The following is a 16,952-nucleotide window of genomic DNA, read 5'->3' as shown; positions in this document are numbered from 1 at the left end:
CGTCTAGCCGTTTAGTTTTAAAGCGCAGCGACGGCCGGATGTCTGAATATCGCATCCGGTCGTGTTCTATTTTCATTCCGGGATTCAAGGATTGACGAGTGTGATTGTGCTGCCGATGTTGCAACGTTGCTTCCATTCGGTTTCGCCCACACCCTGAGATTGCAGTTTTTGTTTGCAAGCCAATCGTCGTTGAGCTTCCAGCGCATCGTCCGGATACAAGGCGTTGCTCGTGTTTTCAGGACGATAGCCGACGGCTTTCAGGTCGATCACCTGTTGCCGGACTTCGGCGCGGTTCACCGTTTGCGCTGGGTTCGAATAGTTGGTTGTGGGTTGCGACTGTGCAAAGGCTACGGAACTAGCGAGCATAACGCCGCTCAAGCACGCGGTCTTGATACCACGTTGCAGATACATATTGCCTCCGTCGAAGATGGTTGACAACGGGACTGCAGAATGCCCCGTAAGTATAGACCCCTATTCCAGATGGGCAAGGAAGGGCGCCGCGCGCCTGGGCGCCAGCTTGAAGCCTGATCCGGATTACGCGCCGATCCGGAAATACTCGCTTGGCACTACGCCAAGCTGCTTTTTGAACATCGCTGTAAATGCGCTCGGACTGTCGTATCCCATACTGAGCGCGACATCCAGGATGCTTTGACCGGTCGCAAGCCGCTCCAACGCCATCAGCAGGCGCGCCTGCTTGCGCCATTGGCCGAAGGTCATGCTCACCTGTTGGGCGAAGGTGCGCTGGACCGTTCTGGCGTCGATTCCGATGACCTGTGCCCATTCATCCAGCGTTCGCTTGTCGTCTGGCGCCTCGAGAATCTGCTGGCAAATTGCCGCGAGATGCGGATGAGTGGGCAGCGGGAGATGCAGCGGGAGCACGGGCAGGAAGTTGAGTTCATCCAGAAGCAACCCCATCAGCCGCCCGTCGCGCGAATCTGCCGTGTAATCGTCGTTAATCTCCATCGCACTCAGAATCAACTGCCGCAGAAGCGCCGAAATCGCAACGGTATGGCAGCGTTGCGGCAAACCGTGCGCGGCATCGGGCTGGATATAGAGCGTACGCATCGTCACCGCATTCACCATGCGTACTGTGTGCGCGGTGTGGGCGGGCATCCAGATAGCCTGCGTGGGCGGCACGATCCATTGTCCAGCGTTGCTGCTGATGACCATGACGCCATCGACCGCATAGATCAGTTGCGCGACCGAATGATGATGCAAGGGGCGGATATGGCCGGCTGGGAAATCGACGGCCCGGCTGCTCACCGGTACCGTGTCGCGGTGATGATCGCGTTGAGCGGATGTTGGGCGTGGCATGTCCGTTTTGCGACGATGGGCCGGATTTTCGCGTGAGACAGGCGATCAGTGTATCCCTAAACTGCGCTGAACCTCTTCACTCTGCCTACGCCATGAAGATCGCGCCCAACGTCGCCCACGCCGCGGATGGTTCGAAACCCGCGAACCAGACTCGTTTCCAGATCACCTTCGGGATACTCGGTGTCACGAGCGCATCGCACCTGCTCAATGACATGATTCAATCGTTGATGATCGCCGTGTATCCGATCTTCAAATCGGGGCTGCATCTTTCGTATTGGCAGATTGGCTTTGTGACGCTCGCTTATCAGGTCACGGCGAGTCTTCTACAGCCACTCATCGGCCGCTACACGGATCGCAGGCCCCAACCGTATTCGTTGCCGCTCGCGATGCTGTTCAGCTTCTGCGGCCTGCTCGCGTTGTCCAGAGCACACGGGTTCACGACACTGATCGGCGCGGCCATGCTGGTCGGTGTCGGCTCATCCGTGTTTCATCCAGAAACCTCGCGGGTGGCGCGGCTCGCATCCGGCGGACGTCATGGGCTTGCGCAATCCATCTTTCAGGTGGGCGGTAACGCGGGGAGTGCGATTGGTCCGCTGCTTGCCGCTTTAATTGTCGTGCCGAACGGGCAGGGCAGTATTGCCTGGTTCACGATTGCTGCGCTGCTGGCGATGCTGCTGCTATGGCATGTGAGCGGCTGGTACAAAGAGCAACTCACACAGAGAAAGCGTCACAAGGCAACGACGCCGGTTCCGCCGCTCGATACGCGTATCGTGGCGCCGGTTATTGGCATTCTCATGGTGTTGATGTTTTCGAAATACTTTTACACGGTCAGCATCAGCAACTACCTGACGTTCTACCTGACCGGGAAATTTGGCATCAGCGTGCGGGCAGCGCAATTGCATCTGTTCGTCTTTCTCGGCGCGGTCGCGCTGGGTACGCTGATTGGCGGCCCTTTGGGCGACCGGGTGGGCAGAAAGAATGTGATCTGGTTTTCGATCCTGGGCGCTGCGCCATTCACCATCGCACTGCCTTACGCCAATCTCGCGGTTACGACGATTTTGATTACGCTGATCGGATTGATCGTCTCTTCGGCGTTCTCGGCCATTCTGGTCTATGCGCAGGAATTGATGCCGGGGCGCGTTGGCATGGTGTCCGGATTGTTCTTCGGCTTCGCGTTTGGTCTGGGCGGAATCGGTGCGGCCACTTTGGGTTGGATGGCGGATAACTTCGGTATTCAGGCGGTCTACAAAATATGCGCGTGGCTGCCGTTGCTGGGCATGGTTGCGGTTTTTCTGCCGAAACAGGCCAGTACAACGCAGTCGGAGCAGGGCCGCAGATGAAGATAGCGGATCTTGTCTGTATCGGCGTCGTTACAGGGACATACGCAACGATTTCGTATGCCAGTTTGTGCCTCCATATCAGGAAAATGACGGAGGCGATCCAGAGCGAAGTCTTTCCTCTGAAAGGCGTAAGCCGAGTCGAGGCATCTGCACAACTGCGCGAATGGGACGCACAAAGAAAGAGACTGTTGCCGATGGCAATCCTGTTTGCAGCGTTTCTTTTCGCGGTGGACTACGTTTTAAATTTCAAGTGAAATTCGCGCACTCCACGACACGGACGAATACGCGAAACAGGTCGATACGATCCATGCTTGTCTGTTAGCTAAAGCTCATTCGAAGGGTAAAAAAGCGACGCCTCAATTGGTCGTAAATCCTGACCGATGCATCCAGAAATAGAGCCTTTATAGACGATAAATCGAACTATATCATCCGCAATCGAGTGATCGCATGGTGCGGTCACGCGGATTGGAGCGGCAAATGGCAAACCATGAAATTCGGGGCAAAACGGTGCTGATTGCAGGTGGCGCGAAGAATCTCGGCGGGCTGATCGCGCGGGACCTGGCCAGCCACGGGGCCAAGGCGGTCGCGATTCATTACAACAGCGCCGGCACGAAACAGGCCGCGGATGAAACCGTCGCAGCGATCAAGCAATCCGGCGCTGAGGCCATTGCATTTCAGGCGGATTTGACGAGTGCGGCAGCGGTGGAGAAATTGTTCGCGGATGTGGTCGCAACGGTCGGTCGTCCGGACATTGCGATCAACACCGTTGGCAAGGTGCTGAAAAAGCCGTTCACGGAGATCAGCGAAGCGGAATACGACGAGATGACGGCCGTCAATTCGAAATCCGCGTTTTTCTTCTTGCGCGAAGCAGGCCGCCACGTGAACGACAACGGCAAGATTGTCACGCTCGTGACATCGCTACTCGGCGCATTTACCCCTTTCTATGCGGCGTATGCGGGCACGAAAGCCCCTGTCGAGCACTACACGCGCGCGGCGGCTCAGGAGTTCGGCGCGCGCGGCATTTCGGTGACGGCGGTAGGGCCGGGGCCGATGGATACGCCATTCTTCTATCCCGCCGAAGGGGCGGACGCGGTTTCGTATCACAAATCAGCCGCGGCACTGTCAAAGTTTTCGAAGACGGGGTTGACGGATATCGAGGACGTTGTGCCGTTCATCCGCCATCTCGTTAGCGATGGCTGGTGGATTACCGGCCAGACCCTGCTGATCAACGGCGGATACACCACGAAATAAGGCACCGTCGCGCCGGGATAAATGCCATCCCGGCGAAATAGCATACGCCTGAGTACTAACGGGCCGCGCTTAAAAAAAGAAAACTGTGGCGGGCCAGGCACAAGCCAGTCGTCAATCGAGTCGACTGTCCTGGCAAAATGTCGGCCCGCATTTTAAAACGCGCTCTTTATCACGCCGCCATCTGCGCGCAATGCCGCGCCCGTTGTGGCCGACGAAAGCGGACTGGCGACATAGGCCACGAGCGACGCTACCTCCTGCGGCGAACCAAATCGCTTGATGAGCGACGTGGGGCGAACCTTCTCGAAGAACTCCTGTTCGAACGCTTCAAACGATTTACCATCGGCACTCGCAAGCGCCTCCACGAAATCGCCCACGCCACGCGATTTCGTTGGCCCAGGCAGCACGCTGTTCACGGTAATGCCCGTGCCGGCGACCGATTCGGCGAGCCCGCGCGACACGGCGATCTGCGCGGCTTTCGTCATTCCGTAGTGGATCATTTCGGCGGGAATCTGCACGCCGCTTTCGCTCGAAATGAAAATGATGCGCCCCCAGTTGGCGCGCTTCATTGCGGGCAGAAAAAGGCGGGCGAGGCGTACGCCGCTCAACACGTTGACGTCGAAGAAACGCGACCAGTCGGCATCGGGAATGTCCTCGAACGGCTTGGGCTCGAAGATACCCAGGTTGTTGACGAGGATTTCCACGTCCGGATAGCGCGTGGCGAGTTCGTCGGCCGCCGCGGCCGTGCCGAGATCGCCCGCAAAACCCAATACATCGCTGCCCGTTTCGGCTTTCAGTTGGGCGACCACGTCATCCACCGACGACTGCGAGCGCCCATTCACGATCACGCGCGCGCCTTCCTGCGCCAACGTACGGGCAATAGCGAAGCCGATGCCGGCGGTGCTGCCGCTGACCAATGCGAGTTTGCCTTGCAGATTCAGGTTCATGATTCATTTCCTTTTTGCATGAGTGAGGTAAAACTGGCGGCATCGACTCAAATATGCCCACTGCCGCCGAAGTGATATCACGTCCGGGTAATCGATGCGCCGCCGTCAACCAGCGATGCCGTACCGGTCACGAACGACGAATCGTCCGACGCGAGATACAGCACCGACCGGGCCAGTTCTTCAGGCTTGGCCACGCGTTTGAGCGCATGCAGGCCGGTGATGAACGCCTGCGATTCGCTGGTGTCGTTCATGTCGCGATACATCTCCGTGTCGACGGCGCCCGGCAATACCGCGTTCACGCGCACACCTTGCGCGCCATATTCGGCGGCCAGTGCCTGCGTGAGGCCGATCAGGCCCGCCTTGCTGGCCGCGTAGGCCGCGGTGCCGGGAAACGCGAACGAGTAACCGACGAACGTCGACGTGAAGATGATCGACCCACCGCCTTGCTTCACCATTTCCGGAATCTGATGTTTCGCGCCAAGGAAGGCACTCGTCAGGTTGGTCGATAGCGCGGCATTCCAGCCTGCTTCGGAAATGCCGGTGCTGGGTCCCATCTCGCCGAGCGTACCGGCGTTGTTGTAGGCAATGTCCAGGCGGCCGAAGCGGCTCACCGCAAGCGCGACCAGCGCCTTCGCAAAGTCTTCCGATTGCACGTCGCCGGCCAGATACGCGGCTTCGCCGCCTTCGCTGACGATTTCCGCAGCGAGTGCTTCAAGTTCCGCCACGCGGCGCGCCGCGATCACCACCTTGGCGCCTTCCTTCGCGAACAGCTTTGCGGTAGCACGGCCAATCCCTGCGCTGGCGCCCGTGACGATCGCGACCTTTCCTGTCAAGCGTTGCATTTTCAATCTCCTGATGGACTTCATCGGCCAGTGCCCTGTGCGTTGGCCCGTTGAAAGCAACTATAGGATTCAGCTCTGATTGTGGAAAGGTCGAAAAACTGGTTCTATCATTCAGTTTTTGTGAATAAATCGAGATATTGATGGATCGCCTGCGCGCCTTTGAGGTTTTCGTGACGGTGGTGAGCCGGGGAGGCTTCGCGCGTGCCGCGGACGCGCTAGGCACGTCGCCCGCCAATGTCACCCGCTATGTGAACGAGCTGGAGGCGCATCTGGGCACGCGCTTGCTCAACCGCACGTCGCGCACGCTGTCTCTGACCGAGGCTGGCGAGACGCTCTACGCCCGTTGCAAGTCGATCCTCGACGACGTCGCCGAGACCGAGGGGCTGGTGTCGTCGGCGTCGGTCGAGCCGCGCGGACGGCTGCGCATCAATGCCCCCGTGAGCTTCGGGATTGTGTATCTGGCGCCGTTGTGGCCCGAGTTCCTGCGCAAATACCCGGGAATCGAGCTAGACGTTGAATTGATCGATCGAGTCGTCGATATCGTGGACGAAGGCTACGATCTCGCCATTCGGATATCACGCGCCGGTTCGACCAGCCACGCCGCCCGCAAACTGGCGACGTCGCAAAACATTCTGTGCGCGTCGCCGGCGTATCTGGCGCGTTGCGGCGTTCCGGCAGCCCCAGCGGAACTGGTTGGGCACCACTGTATCGGCTACACCTACGCGGCCACCGGCGATGAATGGCAACTGATCGATGCGCGCGACAAGCTTCACCCCGTGAAGGTCGACTGTCATATGCATACCAACAATGGCGATACCGCGCGAGCAGCGGCGCTCGCTGGACATGGCGTGATCTGGCAGCCCACGTTCCTGATAGGTAGCGATCTTCGCGCGGGCCGCCTCGTTCGTGTGTTGCCCGAGTATCACTTGCCGGATATCGACATTCTCGCGCTGTATCCGAGCCGTCGACACCTCAGCGCCCGAGTGCGCGTCATGATCGACTTCCTCGTCGATGCGTTCAGTGGCGTGCCGCCGTGGGACCGGGATGATGGAGCTTGAGAAGGTGGGGCGGTGGTGGTGAATTGCAGGCGCATCGATGATCAATGCGTACCGTGCTTGCGCATTCGGCTAGCTTGAAGCCAGACTCTCCCGCGCTCGCCATGAATTGTCATGGCGAGCAGTTCGAAGCCGATCACGTCGAGATAGCAGGTTTTGTTCGCACTACGGAAGGACAAAATAGATTGGTGATTCAAGGTTACGCGTGGCGGTGCACCACGAAGCTGCGATGCGGCGTGTCCGTGGCTGGCTGGTGATGGAATCGGCGCTTGCGCAACGTTCTCTCTGTATGAAAGGCCTCGGGAGATTCGGCTTTCAGGTGATGAATCATCGTGTCGAGATAATCGATGCCGTGCTTCGAGGCCAGGATCAGCGCCCTTTTCTGGTCATAGTTGAGCGTCATGACGGCTCCCGCTTAGCTGTGTTGGAACAACGCAAGGCGGCCGCTCTTGTAGAGGTCGTGCACCTTGTTGGCAAGCGGTACGTGGGGCGCTTTCTGGCATTCCCCCACAACCACGGCCACCGGCGTCGCGACATCGACCACTGTCGTCACCGTTTCGCTCACGCCGAGTTTGTCGACGCCCGAGACCCAGTACACGAGCGCCGGCTTATAGGCGTCGTCTACGGCAAGGAACTCGGAGCAGGTCATTTTCGCGGGTGAAGCGGTGGTCACGGGTTGAGTGGTATCCGCGAATGCGAGCGGGGAAACACACAGAGCGGCAACCAGGGCAGCGCCAAGCGTTGCGACAGAGGTCAGGTTTTTCATGTCAATTCTCCAGAGTTGAGGAACGTAAGCAACGGAACCTTGGGAGGTGCGTCGATGGTTCTCATCGTAGGGGCCGATAGTTAGCGCAAAGTGATGGCGCCACGCGCGGCCGCAATCTGGAGCTTGCTTTCCTCATCCTGCGCTAACTCTGCGGCGAGACCATGTGCAACGTGGCAAGCGAATTGAGTCGCAATGCCACGAAACCCCCACGAAACCCAGGACGAGAGGAATGTCATGATCAAGCTTCGCACTGTATTGGCTGCCGCCGCGCTTGCGGCCACGGCCCTGTCGGCTGGAACCGCGTATGCCGCGCAAGGCTGCGGCCCTGGTGGTTGGCGCGGTCCGTGGGGGCACTGCCACTACGCGGGCGCGGTTTATATCGCACCGCGTCCGGTGATCTATCAGGCACCGTCGGTGTCCGCTTATGCTTGCCCTCCGGGTTATTGGCTGGGTCCGTGGGGTCACTGCCGGGATACGCCTTATCACGGCCGGCTGCCCAATGGCGACTGGCAATAAACCCGTGGCCGTCGCGATCTTCGGAGGGTCACCGAAGCAACGGGTCCCATGCGAGCGCGGACTTCGATGAAGCCCGCGCTCGTTTCAATGGGCGCGAGGGGCGGCTGTGCCATCGGCAAAGCGTTGTTTCATACGGACGAGTTTCTGCGCGAACGGCGCACGATCTACGAACGGATATCTTGCGAAGAATCGGATGAAAATTTGGCATCCTGATCAATGTCGATGAAGTAAACGGTCTTGTTCCGTACACATCGAGGCCTTGGCCGATCAGGTGGCCGGCCCGCGCGGCGTCCCTGCGAGTTGGCGCTGGATCAGGGCGGGACGCACAGGCGTCCCCTTATCAGTCCCACCCGGCCCTTGCATAGACCGGGCGTGCGTTCAATACGCCCAGTAACCCATCGGGCGAGGATAGCCATAGATAACGGGCGCCGGGGCCAGAACGGGGGGCGGTGCATACACGGGCGTGGTCGCATAGACGGTGGGCTGCGCAATCCGATTGCCCTTTGACGCCATACATTGCGAGTAAGCCGCGTCGTAGCTGGCCTGCAAACTCGCAGAACTCGCCTGCGCGTTATTGGCGCCTACGGCGCTCCCGAGCAGCAAGCCTGCCCCCGCGCCGATCGCCGCGCCAACGCCCGCATTGCCCGCCGCCGCGCCCAGCAGCGCGCCTGCTGCTGCGCCGCCTGCGGTGCCAATGGCCGTACTGCCCAGCCCATCGTGGCTTGTCAGCGACGGGTTGGCGCTGTCCGTGCGGAAGGCGTAGTTCCTGCACGCATAGTCTTCTTGCTGGAACTCGTCGAGCGGCTTGCCGTTCGGCGGCAAGGCGACTACCGATGGACCGGTGGGAGGGATGACGGCGCATCCGCCGAGGGCGGCGGCGATCAGGCAGGCCGACAGGGTGAGACAGGCAGTACGGGAGGGTTTCATGATGAGGGTATCCGGTAAGTGCATGAATCGCAGTCTGACGCTCGAGAGTTAGGCCAGAGTTATCGACCGTCGCGGTCGCCATGCGGCGCAAAGAGCGTGTGATTCGTGTCGAAATACCGGCTTCGACGTTCGAGTTCCGCGAGATCTGCCGACGACGCGAGCCACGCGTCGCGTTGTTTGTTTTCGTCGATCACGAAGAAGGCTTCGAGCTGGCTAATGAGCTTTGCAAACATGATGTTTCTCCTTGAACCGGGCGCGGTGCAAGCCGTGTGCTACACGGACATGGGCCCGTCGTTGAGAAGCATCTTCGTCAATCGGAATTAGGCGGGAGTTAGCCGGTGACCGGCTTGCCGAGTTCAACGCGTCATGGCGCCTCGGCGCAGCGCCCGCCGTCCTCGGCGAGCAAGGGAATGTCCACCACGGCCCTCAGGCCCGTCACGCCGTCATGGCGGTTTTCGAGCATGACGCGGCCGCCGTAGCGTGTGACGATCGCGCGCACGATCGCCAGCCCCAGGCCGCTTCCCTCGATGCCGTGGTTCACGCGAAAGAACCGGTCGAAGACACGCGGCAGCGCGTCTTCAGGAATGCCGGGGCCGGTGTCGGCGATGTCGATGCGCGCATAACCCTCCACGGCGAGCACGCGCAAATCGACAGAGCCGCCATCGGGCGTATAGCGCAGCGCGTTGCCGATCAGGTTCTTGACCACGGCGCGCAGGTCGGACTCGGTTGCGCGAACGCGTGCAGGCATCAATTCGCTCGCGCCGATATCGATGCGCTTCTGGTTGGCAATGGGCAGCAACTCGGAGACGACCGAAGCCACCAGCTCCGTGAGTTCGAGCGAAGCAGGGGGCGTCGACGTCAATTGCGCATCGGCGCGCGCGAGCTGCAAGAGTTGCGCGACGAGCGCGCTCGTGCGTTCGATACCACGCCGTAGCGCCTGAAAGCGTTCGCGGTTTTGCGGTGCGATGTCGCCTTGCAGATTGTCGGCCTGCAATTTCAGCGCGGTGAGCGGCGTCCGTAGCTCGTGCGCGGCATCGGATATGAAATCGCGCTCGAGCTGCATCGAGTCGTCGAGCCGCTGGATCATGCGATTGATCGAGCTGACGAACGGCAGCAGCTCGACGGGAAGGCCTTCGTCCGGCAAGGCCTCGAGGTGCGTCGAATCGATTGCCTGGGCGCGGCGCCCGAGCCGGTCGAGCACCCGGAATGCGCGGCGCACGCAGATATACACGGCAATCCAGACAGCTGGAATCAGCAGGAAAATCGGCATCAAGGCGTGTGCCGCGCTATCTTGCGCCATGCGTACGCGCACCGAAATCCTTTGGCCGACCTGAATCACCTCGTCATAAGTGACGAGCGTATAAACGCGCCAGGCTTCGTGTGCAGCGATTTGTTGCGAGAAACCCGTGGGCGAATTGCGATTGAACTCGACGGTGCTGTCGGTGGTGCGGGCGGGTGAATGGTGCTCGGCAGTCCAAACGATAACGACAATATCGTCGACGTTGCCCGAGCCATTGGAGCGGCGCGGAATGGCGGCCTCGTACACGTCGCGTATACGCGACGCAACGTTCGAGAGCCGATCGTCCAGCAGGGCGTTGACGCCCACCAGGGCGAGCCGGTAGGAGCCCACGCCTTGCACGATTCCGAAGATGGAGAGCAGCAGACCCAGCGAGACGATCAATTGGGTGCTGAGAGACCGCGTTTTGATGCGCATGTCGGTTGGCCCCGCGATAGCCAGCGACGGACCGCGGCCCGCCGTCGTGCCGCCATCGTCGGCTTGTGTGCCAACGATATCAGATTACGCGGACGATTCGTCGCCGCCCCTTGCGATCCCGTGCTTGCTTTCGCCCACGTCGTTGGATCACAATCGCGCGTGCGCAGGCGTCCGACGCTTGTGTCCAAGCGGCCCATTCATGCGGATGACTGACCATGCGAATCCTCATCGTTGAAGACGACATCGATATCGGCCAAAGCTTGATGCGTGCATTGAAGGACGCGGACTACAGCGTGGACTGGATCCGCGACGGCGCGCAGGCCAAGGAGGCGATGGTGGGCAATGCCTATTCGATCGTACTGCTGGACCTCGGCCTGCCAGGCTCCGACGGCATCGACGTTCTAGCCACCGCGCGTGGGCGCGCCTGCACAACGCCGGTGCTCATTGTGACGGCGCGCGACGACATCGAGACCCGTATTCGCGGTCTCGACATCGGCGCTGACGACTATCTGCTCAAGCCGTTCAACACCGCCGAACTGCTGGCGCGCATTCGTGCGGTGATGCGCCGCCACGCGGGCGCGGCCGTCTCGGTGCTCGGCGACGAAGCGTTGAGCCTCAATCTCGACACGCACGAGCTGTGTTTCAAGGGGCATCGCGAAGGGCTGTCGGTGCGGGAGTTTTCGCTCATGGCGGCCCTGCTCGAGCGTCCCGGCATGATTCTCTCTCGGGCCCAGCTGGAAAGCCGGCTATATGGGTGGGGCGAGGAAGTCGAGAGCAATGCGGTGGCCGTACTGATTCACGGCGTGCGCAAGAAATTCGGGCACGACGTGATACGGAATATTCGGGGCTTTGGCTGGACCATCGACCTGGCCGCGCGCGACGAGCCAACGGACCTGCCGCCCGCCGATGGCAACGTGAGCTGAACTGCGCAGCGTGTAATCGGTTTGCCGGATGTTTCGGCATGCGAATGTTTGTTTTCGTTCGTAGATGTGTAACCCTCGCCGACTGCCTGCTAATTCTCTGCTAATTCCCGCATCCGAACATGGCTGTGAACACGCCGTACCTTTGACACGGCGTTCGTCACCGGAGAATTGCCATGAAGTGGATGCGTTGCGTCGTCGTGTGGACGTCACTGGTTGCCGATGTAGCCGGTGCAGCTAATCATCGGGTTCGAGCGAGTCTGGGTGTCAGCGTGGCATCGCCAGGCCTCACCTGGACGCCCGTGGCCGTGTATGTGCCCCCGCCTGTTTTGCCGCCCATCTATTACGCCCCGCCATCGGTTCGGTGGTCATTCCCGCTTTATGCGCCGCCCGACATCGCATTTTCAAACGACAAGAACCGCGTCTGAGGTTCTTGCCCCGGATTTCTCAGAAGTCTTTCACTATACATACCGTGCTGAGGGCGAATTCGTCTCGCCGCGACTCGCTCCCGCTTTACTTTGTCGGAGTTTTGCATGCGACTGACCATCCTTATCAATCATCCTGAGCGGACCACGAATTCAGACTTTGCCCTCGTATGGGTCGATACCCGGCAAAAGCGCTGGTCGCGTGAATCGCATCAAGGCGTCGATTTGCCGAGTTGGGGCGAGATTCACGAGTCCGATGGCCAGATCGTGCTCTGCGCGCCCGCGAGCGACCGGCCGCTTTGCACGATTGGCGGGCTTAGCGTGACGCGATCGCAGGAGATTGGCCCAACGCGTGGCGAGGTCATCTGGCCGTCCAATGGCGCGCAGGCGCGCAGACCGAATTACTGGCGCCTGCAGGCGGTGGATCGGGAAACGATATGCGCCGCTGACTCGTTGTTCGCCGGTCACCACGAATTGCGCACACGCAGGCGTTGAATGCAGGGCGCAAACCTTCCGTGCCCTGGCTTCTTGTCGTGAGTCGCCTATGGTTATCGCAGCAACGCGCGTTCGCTATCGGCGTCTTCAGTGCCGCAGCGTTCGCGGAAGATGCTCGGGGGCACGCCGGACCAGCGCCTGAAGGCATGGCGGAAGCTCGCGGAATCGCTATACCCAAGCGCCTCCGCAACGTCGGCGACTTTCGCGCCGCGCGAGAGCATTTCGCTTGCGCGTTGCTGACGGGTTTCATCGATCAATTGCTGGAACGTCAGCCCTTCGCATTTGAGGCGCCGGCTCAAGGTTCTTTCGGTCGTGCAGAGATGCGCCGCGAGGCGGCCTATCGAGCTGAACGTCGGCAGGTCCTGCGCAAGCACCTGGCGCAGACGCGTGGCGAAATCCGACGTGGCGGCGATCATCCATTCGCGCTCCAGTTGCGCGCATTGGCGGTGCATGGCGTCGAAGCTCACGCCGTTCGCCAACGGGCAGGGGCGGTCGAATAGCGCGGCAGGAAAAGCGATGCTGTTTCGCTCGGCGGCGTAGTCGATCCTGCATCCGTAGACTTGCTGCTGCGCCGCCGAATGGCCGGGCGCGGCGTGGCGCAGCGAGACTTCGAGTGGTGCGACCGCACTAGCACTGAGATCTTCCACGATCGCGATCATCGCGGCGAGAAGCATGTCGGTAAACAACAGTTCGAGCTCGCGATCGTATCCGTAGCCGCTCGCCACGATCCTCACGCGCTCGTCCGTTTCGCTCACGCTCACGTCGAAGTACAGGCCCATGAGCAACGGGAACGCGCTGAGGCACGCGAACGCGTCGCGCACCGTGCCGCTCACGAGCATCGTGTAGCCGGGCAAGCCGAAGCAGGACACATGCATCTGGCGCCCGATAGCGAGGCCGATCGATGCATCGTTGGTGAGTCGCAGCAGGTTGGTGAACACCTGCAACTCCTGCGCGCGATTGACGTTGAGCGTTGGCGAGCGCAACTGGTCTTCGGCGAGTTCGGTGCTGGCGAGCAGTTGCGCAATGTCGATGTGCCGCCGCCGTGCGATATCGACAGCCACGACGATCACATGCGTGGTCGCCGGAACGTTGACGGGCGGCACGCGCAGCACGACGGACGAGGTAGCGGGAGCCGTGAGAGCGGCGGAGTCGGAGGTGCGCGCCATAGTACGTCCCGTGGGGATTGCTCGACGATGGAAGGATAACCACGAGCGTACGCGATTGCAGCCGACTTGAAAATCCGGGATCTGTGCGGATGCGGGTTCCGCCGGACGAGGCGAGCTGGCATTGCCTCGTCCGCGGAACCATCGCACGCGCTACTTCAGGGTCGTCACGACATCGACCGGGTTGGCAAGCGTATCGCGAATCGGTGAGCGCTCCTGAAGCTTGCGCACGAGCTGCTCGATTTGCGCGCGCGACGTACCGGGGCTTTCGACGGCCACGTCCACGCGAATCTGCTGCGCGCCTGGCCGCACGTGCTTGTCGATGCCGAGAAAGCCGCTCAGATTGACGTCGAACGCCAGGTTCACGTCCACGCGCTTGAGCGCGATGCCGTCCTGGGCGGCCAGCGCCGCGAGCGTCACGGCGTAGCAGCCGGCGAGGCCCTTCATCACGTATTCGGCGGGACTCACCGCGTGATCGCTGCCGAGCAGTGAAACCGGCTCGTCGCTTTGCAGCTTGAACTTGCCGCGCCGCGATGCATCGACATTGCCGGCCTGGGAGAGCGCGCCGGTCTGCGAATTCAGGCGCAAACCGCCATCGGATTGCCCTTCGAGCGAGAACGTGACGTGGCCAAGCGCGGGTTCGCGGCGCACGGCATCGACGGTATCGGCCAGGGCTTGCGGATCGAGATAGGGCGTTGCATTCGACATGTTGTTCTCCATTGAAAAGGGAAACTGCATGAATCAGGCGTGAATCAAGATTGTTCGGTTGCGCTTGCCGCGGCGTCGATGCGTTCGAGCATCAGTTGACGAACGCGCTTCTTGTCCATCTTCCCGACGCCGGTGCGCGGCAGGGCGTCGACGAATTCCCAGCGCTCGGGAAGCCACCACTTCGCCACGCGCGCCACGAGCCAGTGCGCGAGTTCGTCGGGCGCGGCGCTGTGGCCAGGCGCCAGCACCACGGCGGCGCCCGGCCGCTCCTGCCAGCGCGCGTCGGGCAGGGCGACCACGGCGACGTCGAGCACCGCGGGATGACTGCGGATCGCCTCTTCGAGCGCAAGTGACGGAATCCATTCGCCCCCCGATTTGATCGCGTCCTTCACGCGGTCGGTGAGCGAGATGAAGCCATCGGCGTCGATCGTGCCGAGGTCGCCCGTACGCAGCCAGTCGTCGTGCAGATGCGCGTGATCGGCCTGGCCGAGATAGTCGTGCGTGACCCATGGACCGCGTATCTGGATCTCGCCGACACTCGCGCCGTCGCTCGGCAGCAGCGTGCCGTCGAGCCTGGCGACGCGTACTTCGAGCCCGCACACAACGCGGCCTTGCGCCGCCGCACAGCGCGCCTGCGTCGCCCGATCGGCACCCGCCATCCAGCGCGGCGATTGCGAAATCGCGGACATCGACGATGTCTCGGTCATGCCCCAGGCCTGGAGCATGCGCACGCCGAGTGCCGCGTACGCGTCCACCAGCGATGGCGGCACCTGCGCGCCGCCGCAGGCGATCGTGGTGAGCGGGCCGAGATGCGAGCGCTGCGTCGCGCGTAAATGCGCGAGCAGATCCGACCAGATCGTCGGCACGCCCGCGGCGAGCGTAGGCCCTTCAGCGTCGATGAGCGCGAGCAGGTCGGGCGGTTGCAGCGACGCGCCTGGCAGTGCGAGATCCGCGCCCGCCATCAGCGCGGCGAACGGTAGACCCCAACCGTTGACGTGATAAAGCGGCACGGCGGGCAGCAAGCGGCTTGCGCTGCCGAGCGCGAGCGAGTTCGCCGTGCACAGGCTCATCGCCTGCAACCAGACCGACCGATGGCTGTAGCCAACGCCTTTCGGCAGACCCGTGGTGCCGCCGGTGAAGCAGAGAATCGCGGTCTCGTGCTCGTCGATGATCGGCCAGTCGAGGCGCGGCTCGCCCTCCACGAGCAGCGCTTCATAGTCGATCGTTTCGCACGGCAACCAGGCAGCGAGATCGCCGGGAAGCGGGCCGCCCACCGTCACCAGCAGACGCAGGCGCGGCAAACGCGCAGCAAACTCGCGGAATTTGCCGAGATGGCTGGCGTCGACGATCAGCGCTTCGTCGTCGGCGAGCGAAGCGATGTGAACGATCTGATCCGCGTGCAGGCGCGGATTGATGGTGTGCAGCACGCGTCCACTCGCAGGCACGCCGAGATAGGCCTCGAGGTGTTCTGGCGAAGCGCCTGCCAGCGTGCCGATCACGGCGCCGATGCCGAAACCGCGCTGCTCCAGCGCGCTGCCGAGGCGCCCGGCGCGCGCCGCCAGTTCCGCGAAGCTGCGCGTGTTGTGCCGTCGTTGCGTGTCGAACGACGCCACGCGCGAGCGGCCGTTGACGCTTGCGACATGCCGCATCAGCAAAGGCAGGCCGAGCGGACCGTCTTGCATCGTACTTTTCATGAAGGTCTCCGTATTATTCTGGGCTACGAAGTACATGAACGCGGTGAGGGTTCGTTAGAGCTTGCCGTAACGCGTGTCGCGCCAGTCGAGCGCGCTGCGCAGGCCGTCCTGCTTCACGCGCTGCGTGAATTCGGCTTTCTCGGGCGAATACGCCGAATTGAGCGTGGCGGCGACATCGAGATTCACGTTGACGGCCTGACGCAGACCCATCGCCTCGTAAGCGCGTGTGAGCGCGATCTTCGTGAGCTTGAGTGTGACGGGCGGCGTGATGGCCAGCTTTTTCGCGAGCTTGTCGACGCTCGCGTGCAGTTCCTCGGGGGCGACCACGCGATTGATCATGCCGATGCGCTCGGCTTCGTGCGCGTCGATCACGTCGCCCGTGAGCAGCAGTTCGTTGGTCTTCTTCTGGCCGATCAGGAACGGCATGAGGAGCGTCACGGGCCCGGAGCCGAAGCGGATCTCCGGCTCGCCGAACTGCGAGCGGTCCGTCGCGATCACCAGGTCGCACGCCATCGCGAGTTCGCACGCACCCGCGAGGCACCAGCCGTCCACCGCCGCGATGGTGGGCTTGTGCGAAGCCCAGACCGACATCGACAGATCGACGTTGCGCGTGAGCGCCGCGTGCCAGTCCTCGGCGCGCTCGATGCCGGCCGCCACTTCCTCGGCGATGTCGTAGCCTACCGAGAACGCCTTACCCGCACCTTGAATCACGATCACGCGCACGTCGGCATCGTCGTTGAACTGCTGGACGAGCCGCCGCATCTCGATCACGACCGTCGACGACAGCGCGTTGAGCTTGGCGGGCCGGTTAATCGTGATCCACGCCGTACCGTCGATGACTTCGCTTGCAACTTCCTTCACGTCTTCACGCTTCATGA

The 16,952-nt window shown here is 61.7% G+C and carries 21 protein-coding genes; 8 read left to right on the top strand and 13 right to left on the bottom strand.

From position 1 onward, the window contains the following. Window positions 1-84: 84 nt before the first annotated feature. On the bottom strand, window positions 85-411 hold the full coding sequence (locus U5782_RS24450) for a DUF4148 domain-containing protein (RefSeq protein ID WP_322046466.1): 327 nt from the start codon (window positions 409-411) through the stop codon (window positions 85-87). Between the two features lie 123 nt (window positions 412-534). After that, window positions 535-1,263, bottom strand: coding sequence for a helix-turn-helix transcriptional regulator (locus U5782_RS24445; protein ID WP_322046465.1), 729 nt, complete (start codon window positions 1,261-1,263; stop codon window positions 535-537). Window positions 1,264-1,406: 143 nt separating this feature from the next. On the opposite strand from U5782_RS24445, the gene U5782_RS24440 reads away from it, so the two are divergent. The 3 genes from U5782_RS24440 to U5782_RS24430 all read left to right on the top strand — a co-directional run bounded on the left by U5782_RS24440 (window position 1,407) and on the right by U5782_RS24430 (window position 3,905). Further along, window positions 1,407-2,654 carry an MFS transporter gene (locus U5782_RS24440; RefSeq protein WP_322046464.1) on the top strand — a complete coding sequence of 416 codons (1,248 nt, stop codon included), beginning with the start codon at window positions 1,407-1,409 and terminating at the stop codon, window positions 2,652-2,654. Then, entirely contained in the window at window positions 2,651-2,908 is a 258-nt protein-coding gene (locus tag U5782_RS24435) for a hypothetical protein (protein ID WP_322046596.1), read from the top strand. Before U5782_RS24440 ends, U5782_RS24435 begins: the two co-directional genes overlap by 4 nt. Window positions 2,909-3,131: 223 nt before the next feature. Then, on the top strand, window positions 3,132-3,905 hold the full coding sequence (locus tag U5782_RS24430; protein WP_322046463.1) for an SDR family oxidoreductase: 774 nt from the start codon (window positions 3,132-3,134) through the stop codon (window positions 3,903-3,905). A 152-nt stretch (window positions 3,906-4,057) separates the two neighbouring features. Here the strand turns inward: U5782_RS24430 and U5782_RS24425 are convergent, their stop codons facing one another. Together U5782_RS24425 and U5782_RS24420 are read right to left on the bottom strand one after the other, a co-directional pair. Then, window positions 4,058-4,849, bottom strand: a complete 792-nt coding sequence (locus tag U5782_RS24425) for an SDR family oxidoreductase (RefSeq protein ID WP_322046462.1) — start codon at window positions 4,847-4,849, stop codon at window positions 4,058-4,060. A gap of 77 nt (window positions 4,850-4,926) precedes the next feature. Continuing rightward, the gene (locus U5782_RS24420) at window positions 4,927-5,691 is read right to left on the bottom strand and encodes an SDR family oxidoreductase (protein ID WP_322046461.1); all 765 of its coding nucleotides are present in this window, start codon (window positions 5,689-5,691) and stop codon (window positions 4,927-4,929) included. A gap of 140 nt (window positions 5,692-5,831) precedes the next feature. Here U5782_RS24420 and U5782_RS24415 point away from each other — a divergent pair, with 140 nt between their 5' ends. After that, window positions 5,832-6,749: a LysR family transcriptional regulator gene (locus U5782_RS24415; protein ID WP_322046460.1), complete on the top strand. Its 918-nt coding sequence runs from the start codon at window positions 5,832-5,834 to the stop codon at window positions 6,747-6,749. Between the two features lie 196 nt (window positions 6,750-6,945). Here U5782_RS24415 and U5782_RS24410 read toward each other — a convergent pair whose 3' ends face one another. Together U5782_RS24410 and U5782_RS24405 are read right to left on the bottom strand one after the other, a co-directional pair. Next, complete coding sequence (locus U5782_RS24410) at window positions 6,946-7,149, bottom strand: hypothetical protein (protein ID WP_322046459.1); 204 nt, start codon at window positions 7,147-7,149, stop codon at window positions 6,946-6,948. 12 nt (window positions 7,150-7,161) lie between these two features. Further along, on the bottom strand, window positions 7,162-7,512 hold the full coding sequence (locus U5782_RS24405) for an HdeA/HdeB family chaperone (RefSeq protein ID WP_322046458.1): 351 nt from the start codon (window positions 7,510-7,512) through the stop codon (window positions 7,162-7,164). Between the two features lie 234 nt (window positions 7,513-7,746). Between U5782_RS24405 and U5782_RS24400 the strand changes: the two genes are divergently transcribed. Then, the gene (locus U5782_RS24400) at window positions 7,747-8,028 is read left to right on the top strand and encodes a GCG_CRPN prefix-to-repeats domain-containing protein (RefSeq protein ID WP_322046457.1); all 282 of its coding nucleotides are present in this window, start codon (window positions 7,747-7,749) and stop codon (window positions 8,026-8,028) included. A gap of 378 nt (window positions 8,029-8,406) precedes the next feature. On the opposite strand, the gene U5782_RS24395 is transcribed toward U5782_RS24400, so the two are convergent. The 3 genes from U5782_RS24395 to U5782_RS24385 all read right to left on the bottom strand — a co-directional run bounded on the left by U5782_RS24395 (window position 8,407) and on the right by U5782_RS24385 (window position 10,669). Next, window positions 8,407-8,955 carry a YMGG-like glycine zipper-containing protein gene (locus tag U5782_RS24395; protein WP_322046456.1) on the bottom strand — a complete coding sequence of 183 codons (549 nt, stop codon included), beginning with the start codon at window positions 8,953-8,955 and terminating at the stop codon, window positions 8,407-8,409. Window positions 8,956-9,014: 59 nt separating this feature from the next. Further along, entirely contained in the window at window positions 9,015-9,188 is a 174-nt protein-coding gene (locus U5782_RS24390) for a DUF3563 family protein (RefSeq protein ID WP_322046455.1), read from the bottom strand. 131 nt (window positions 9,189-9,319) lie between these two features. Beyond that, window positions 9,320-10,669 carry a HAMP domain-containing sensor histidine kinase gene (locus tag U5782_RS24385; RefSeq protein ID WP_322046454.1) on the bottom strand — a complete coding sequence of 450 codons (1,350 nt, stop codon included), beginning with the start codon at window positions 10,667-10,669 and terminating at the stop codon, window positions 9,320-9,322. Between the two features lie 215 nt (window positions 10,670-10,884). Between U5782_RS24385 and U5782_RS24380 the strand changes: the two genes are divergently transcribed. The 3 genes from U5782_RS24380 (at window position 10,885) to U5782_RS24370 (ending at window position 12,509) form a co-directional block, all read left to right on the top strand. Continuing rightward, window positions 10,885-11,592 carry a response regulator gene (locus tag U5782_RS24380; RefSeq protein WP_322046453.1) on the top strand — a complete coding sequence of 236 codons (708 nt, stop codon included), beginning with the start codon at window positions 10,885-10,887 and terminating at the stop codon, window positions 11,590-11,592. Window positions 11,593-11,765: 173 nt separating this feature from the next. Beyond that, entirely contained in the window at window positions 11,766-12,017 is a 252-nt protein-coding gene (locus U5782_RS24375; RefSeq protein WP_322046452.1) for a hypothetical protein, read from the top strand. A gap of 105 nt (window positions 12,018-12,122) precedes the next feature. Then, on the top strand, window positions 12,123-12,509 hold the full coding sequence (locus U5782_RS24370) for a DUF3564 family protein (protein WP_322046451.1): 387 nt from the start codon (window positions 12,123-12,125) through the stop codon (window positions 12,507-12,509). Between the two features lie 53 nt (window positions 12,510-12,562). Here U5782_RS24370 and U5782_RS24365 read toward each other — a convergent pair whose 3' ends face one another. From U5782_RS24365 to U5782_RS24350, 4 genes are all read right to left on the bottom strand, one after another. Continuing rightward, a complete protein-coding gene (locus tag U5782_RS24365) occupies window positions 12,563-13,675 on the bottom strand; it encodes an AraC family transcriptional regulator (protein WP_322046450.1) in 1,113 nt (370 codons plus the stop codon). 150 nt (window positions 13,676-13,825) lie between these two features. Then, entirely contained in the window at window positions 13,826-14,380 is a 555-nt protein-coding gene (locus U5782_RS24360; RefSeq protein ID WP_322046449.1) for an OsmC family protein, read from the bottom strand. A 44-nt stretch (window positions 14,381-14,424) separates the two neighbouring features. After that, entirely contained in the window at window positions 14,425-16,074 is a 1,650-nt protein-coding gene (locus tag U5782_RS24355) for a long-chain-fatty-acid--CoA ligase (RefSeq protein WP_322046448.1), read from the bottom strand. Window positions 16,075-16,128: 54 nt separating this feature from the next. Then, window positions 16,129-16,950, bottom strand: coding sequence for an enoyl-CoA hydratase/isomerase family protein (locus tag U5782_RS24350; protein ID WP_322046447.1), 822 nt, complete (start codon window positions 16,948-16,950; stop codon window positions 16,129-16,131). Window positions 16,951-16,952 lie beyond the last annotated feature (2 nt).

This window comes from Paraburkholderia sp. J67 (assembly GCF_905220265.1).
Classification (GTDB): domain Bacteria; phylum Pseudomonadota; class Gammaproteobacteria; order Burkholderiales; family Burkholderiaceae; genus Paraburkholderia.
The sequence above is the reverse complement of the archived record's forward strand: the minus strand, read 5'-3'. Positions and strand labels throughout refer to the sequence as shown.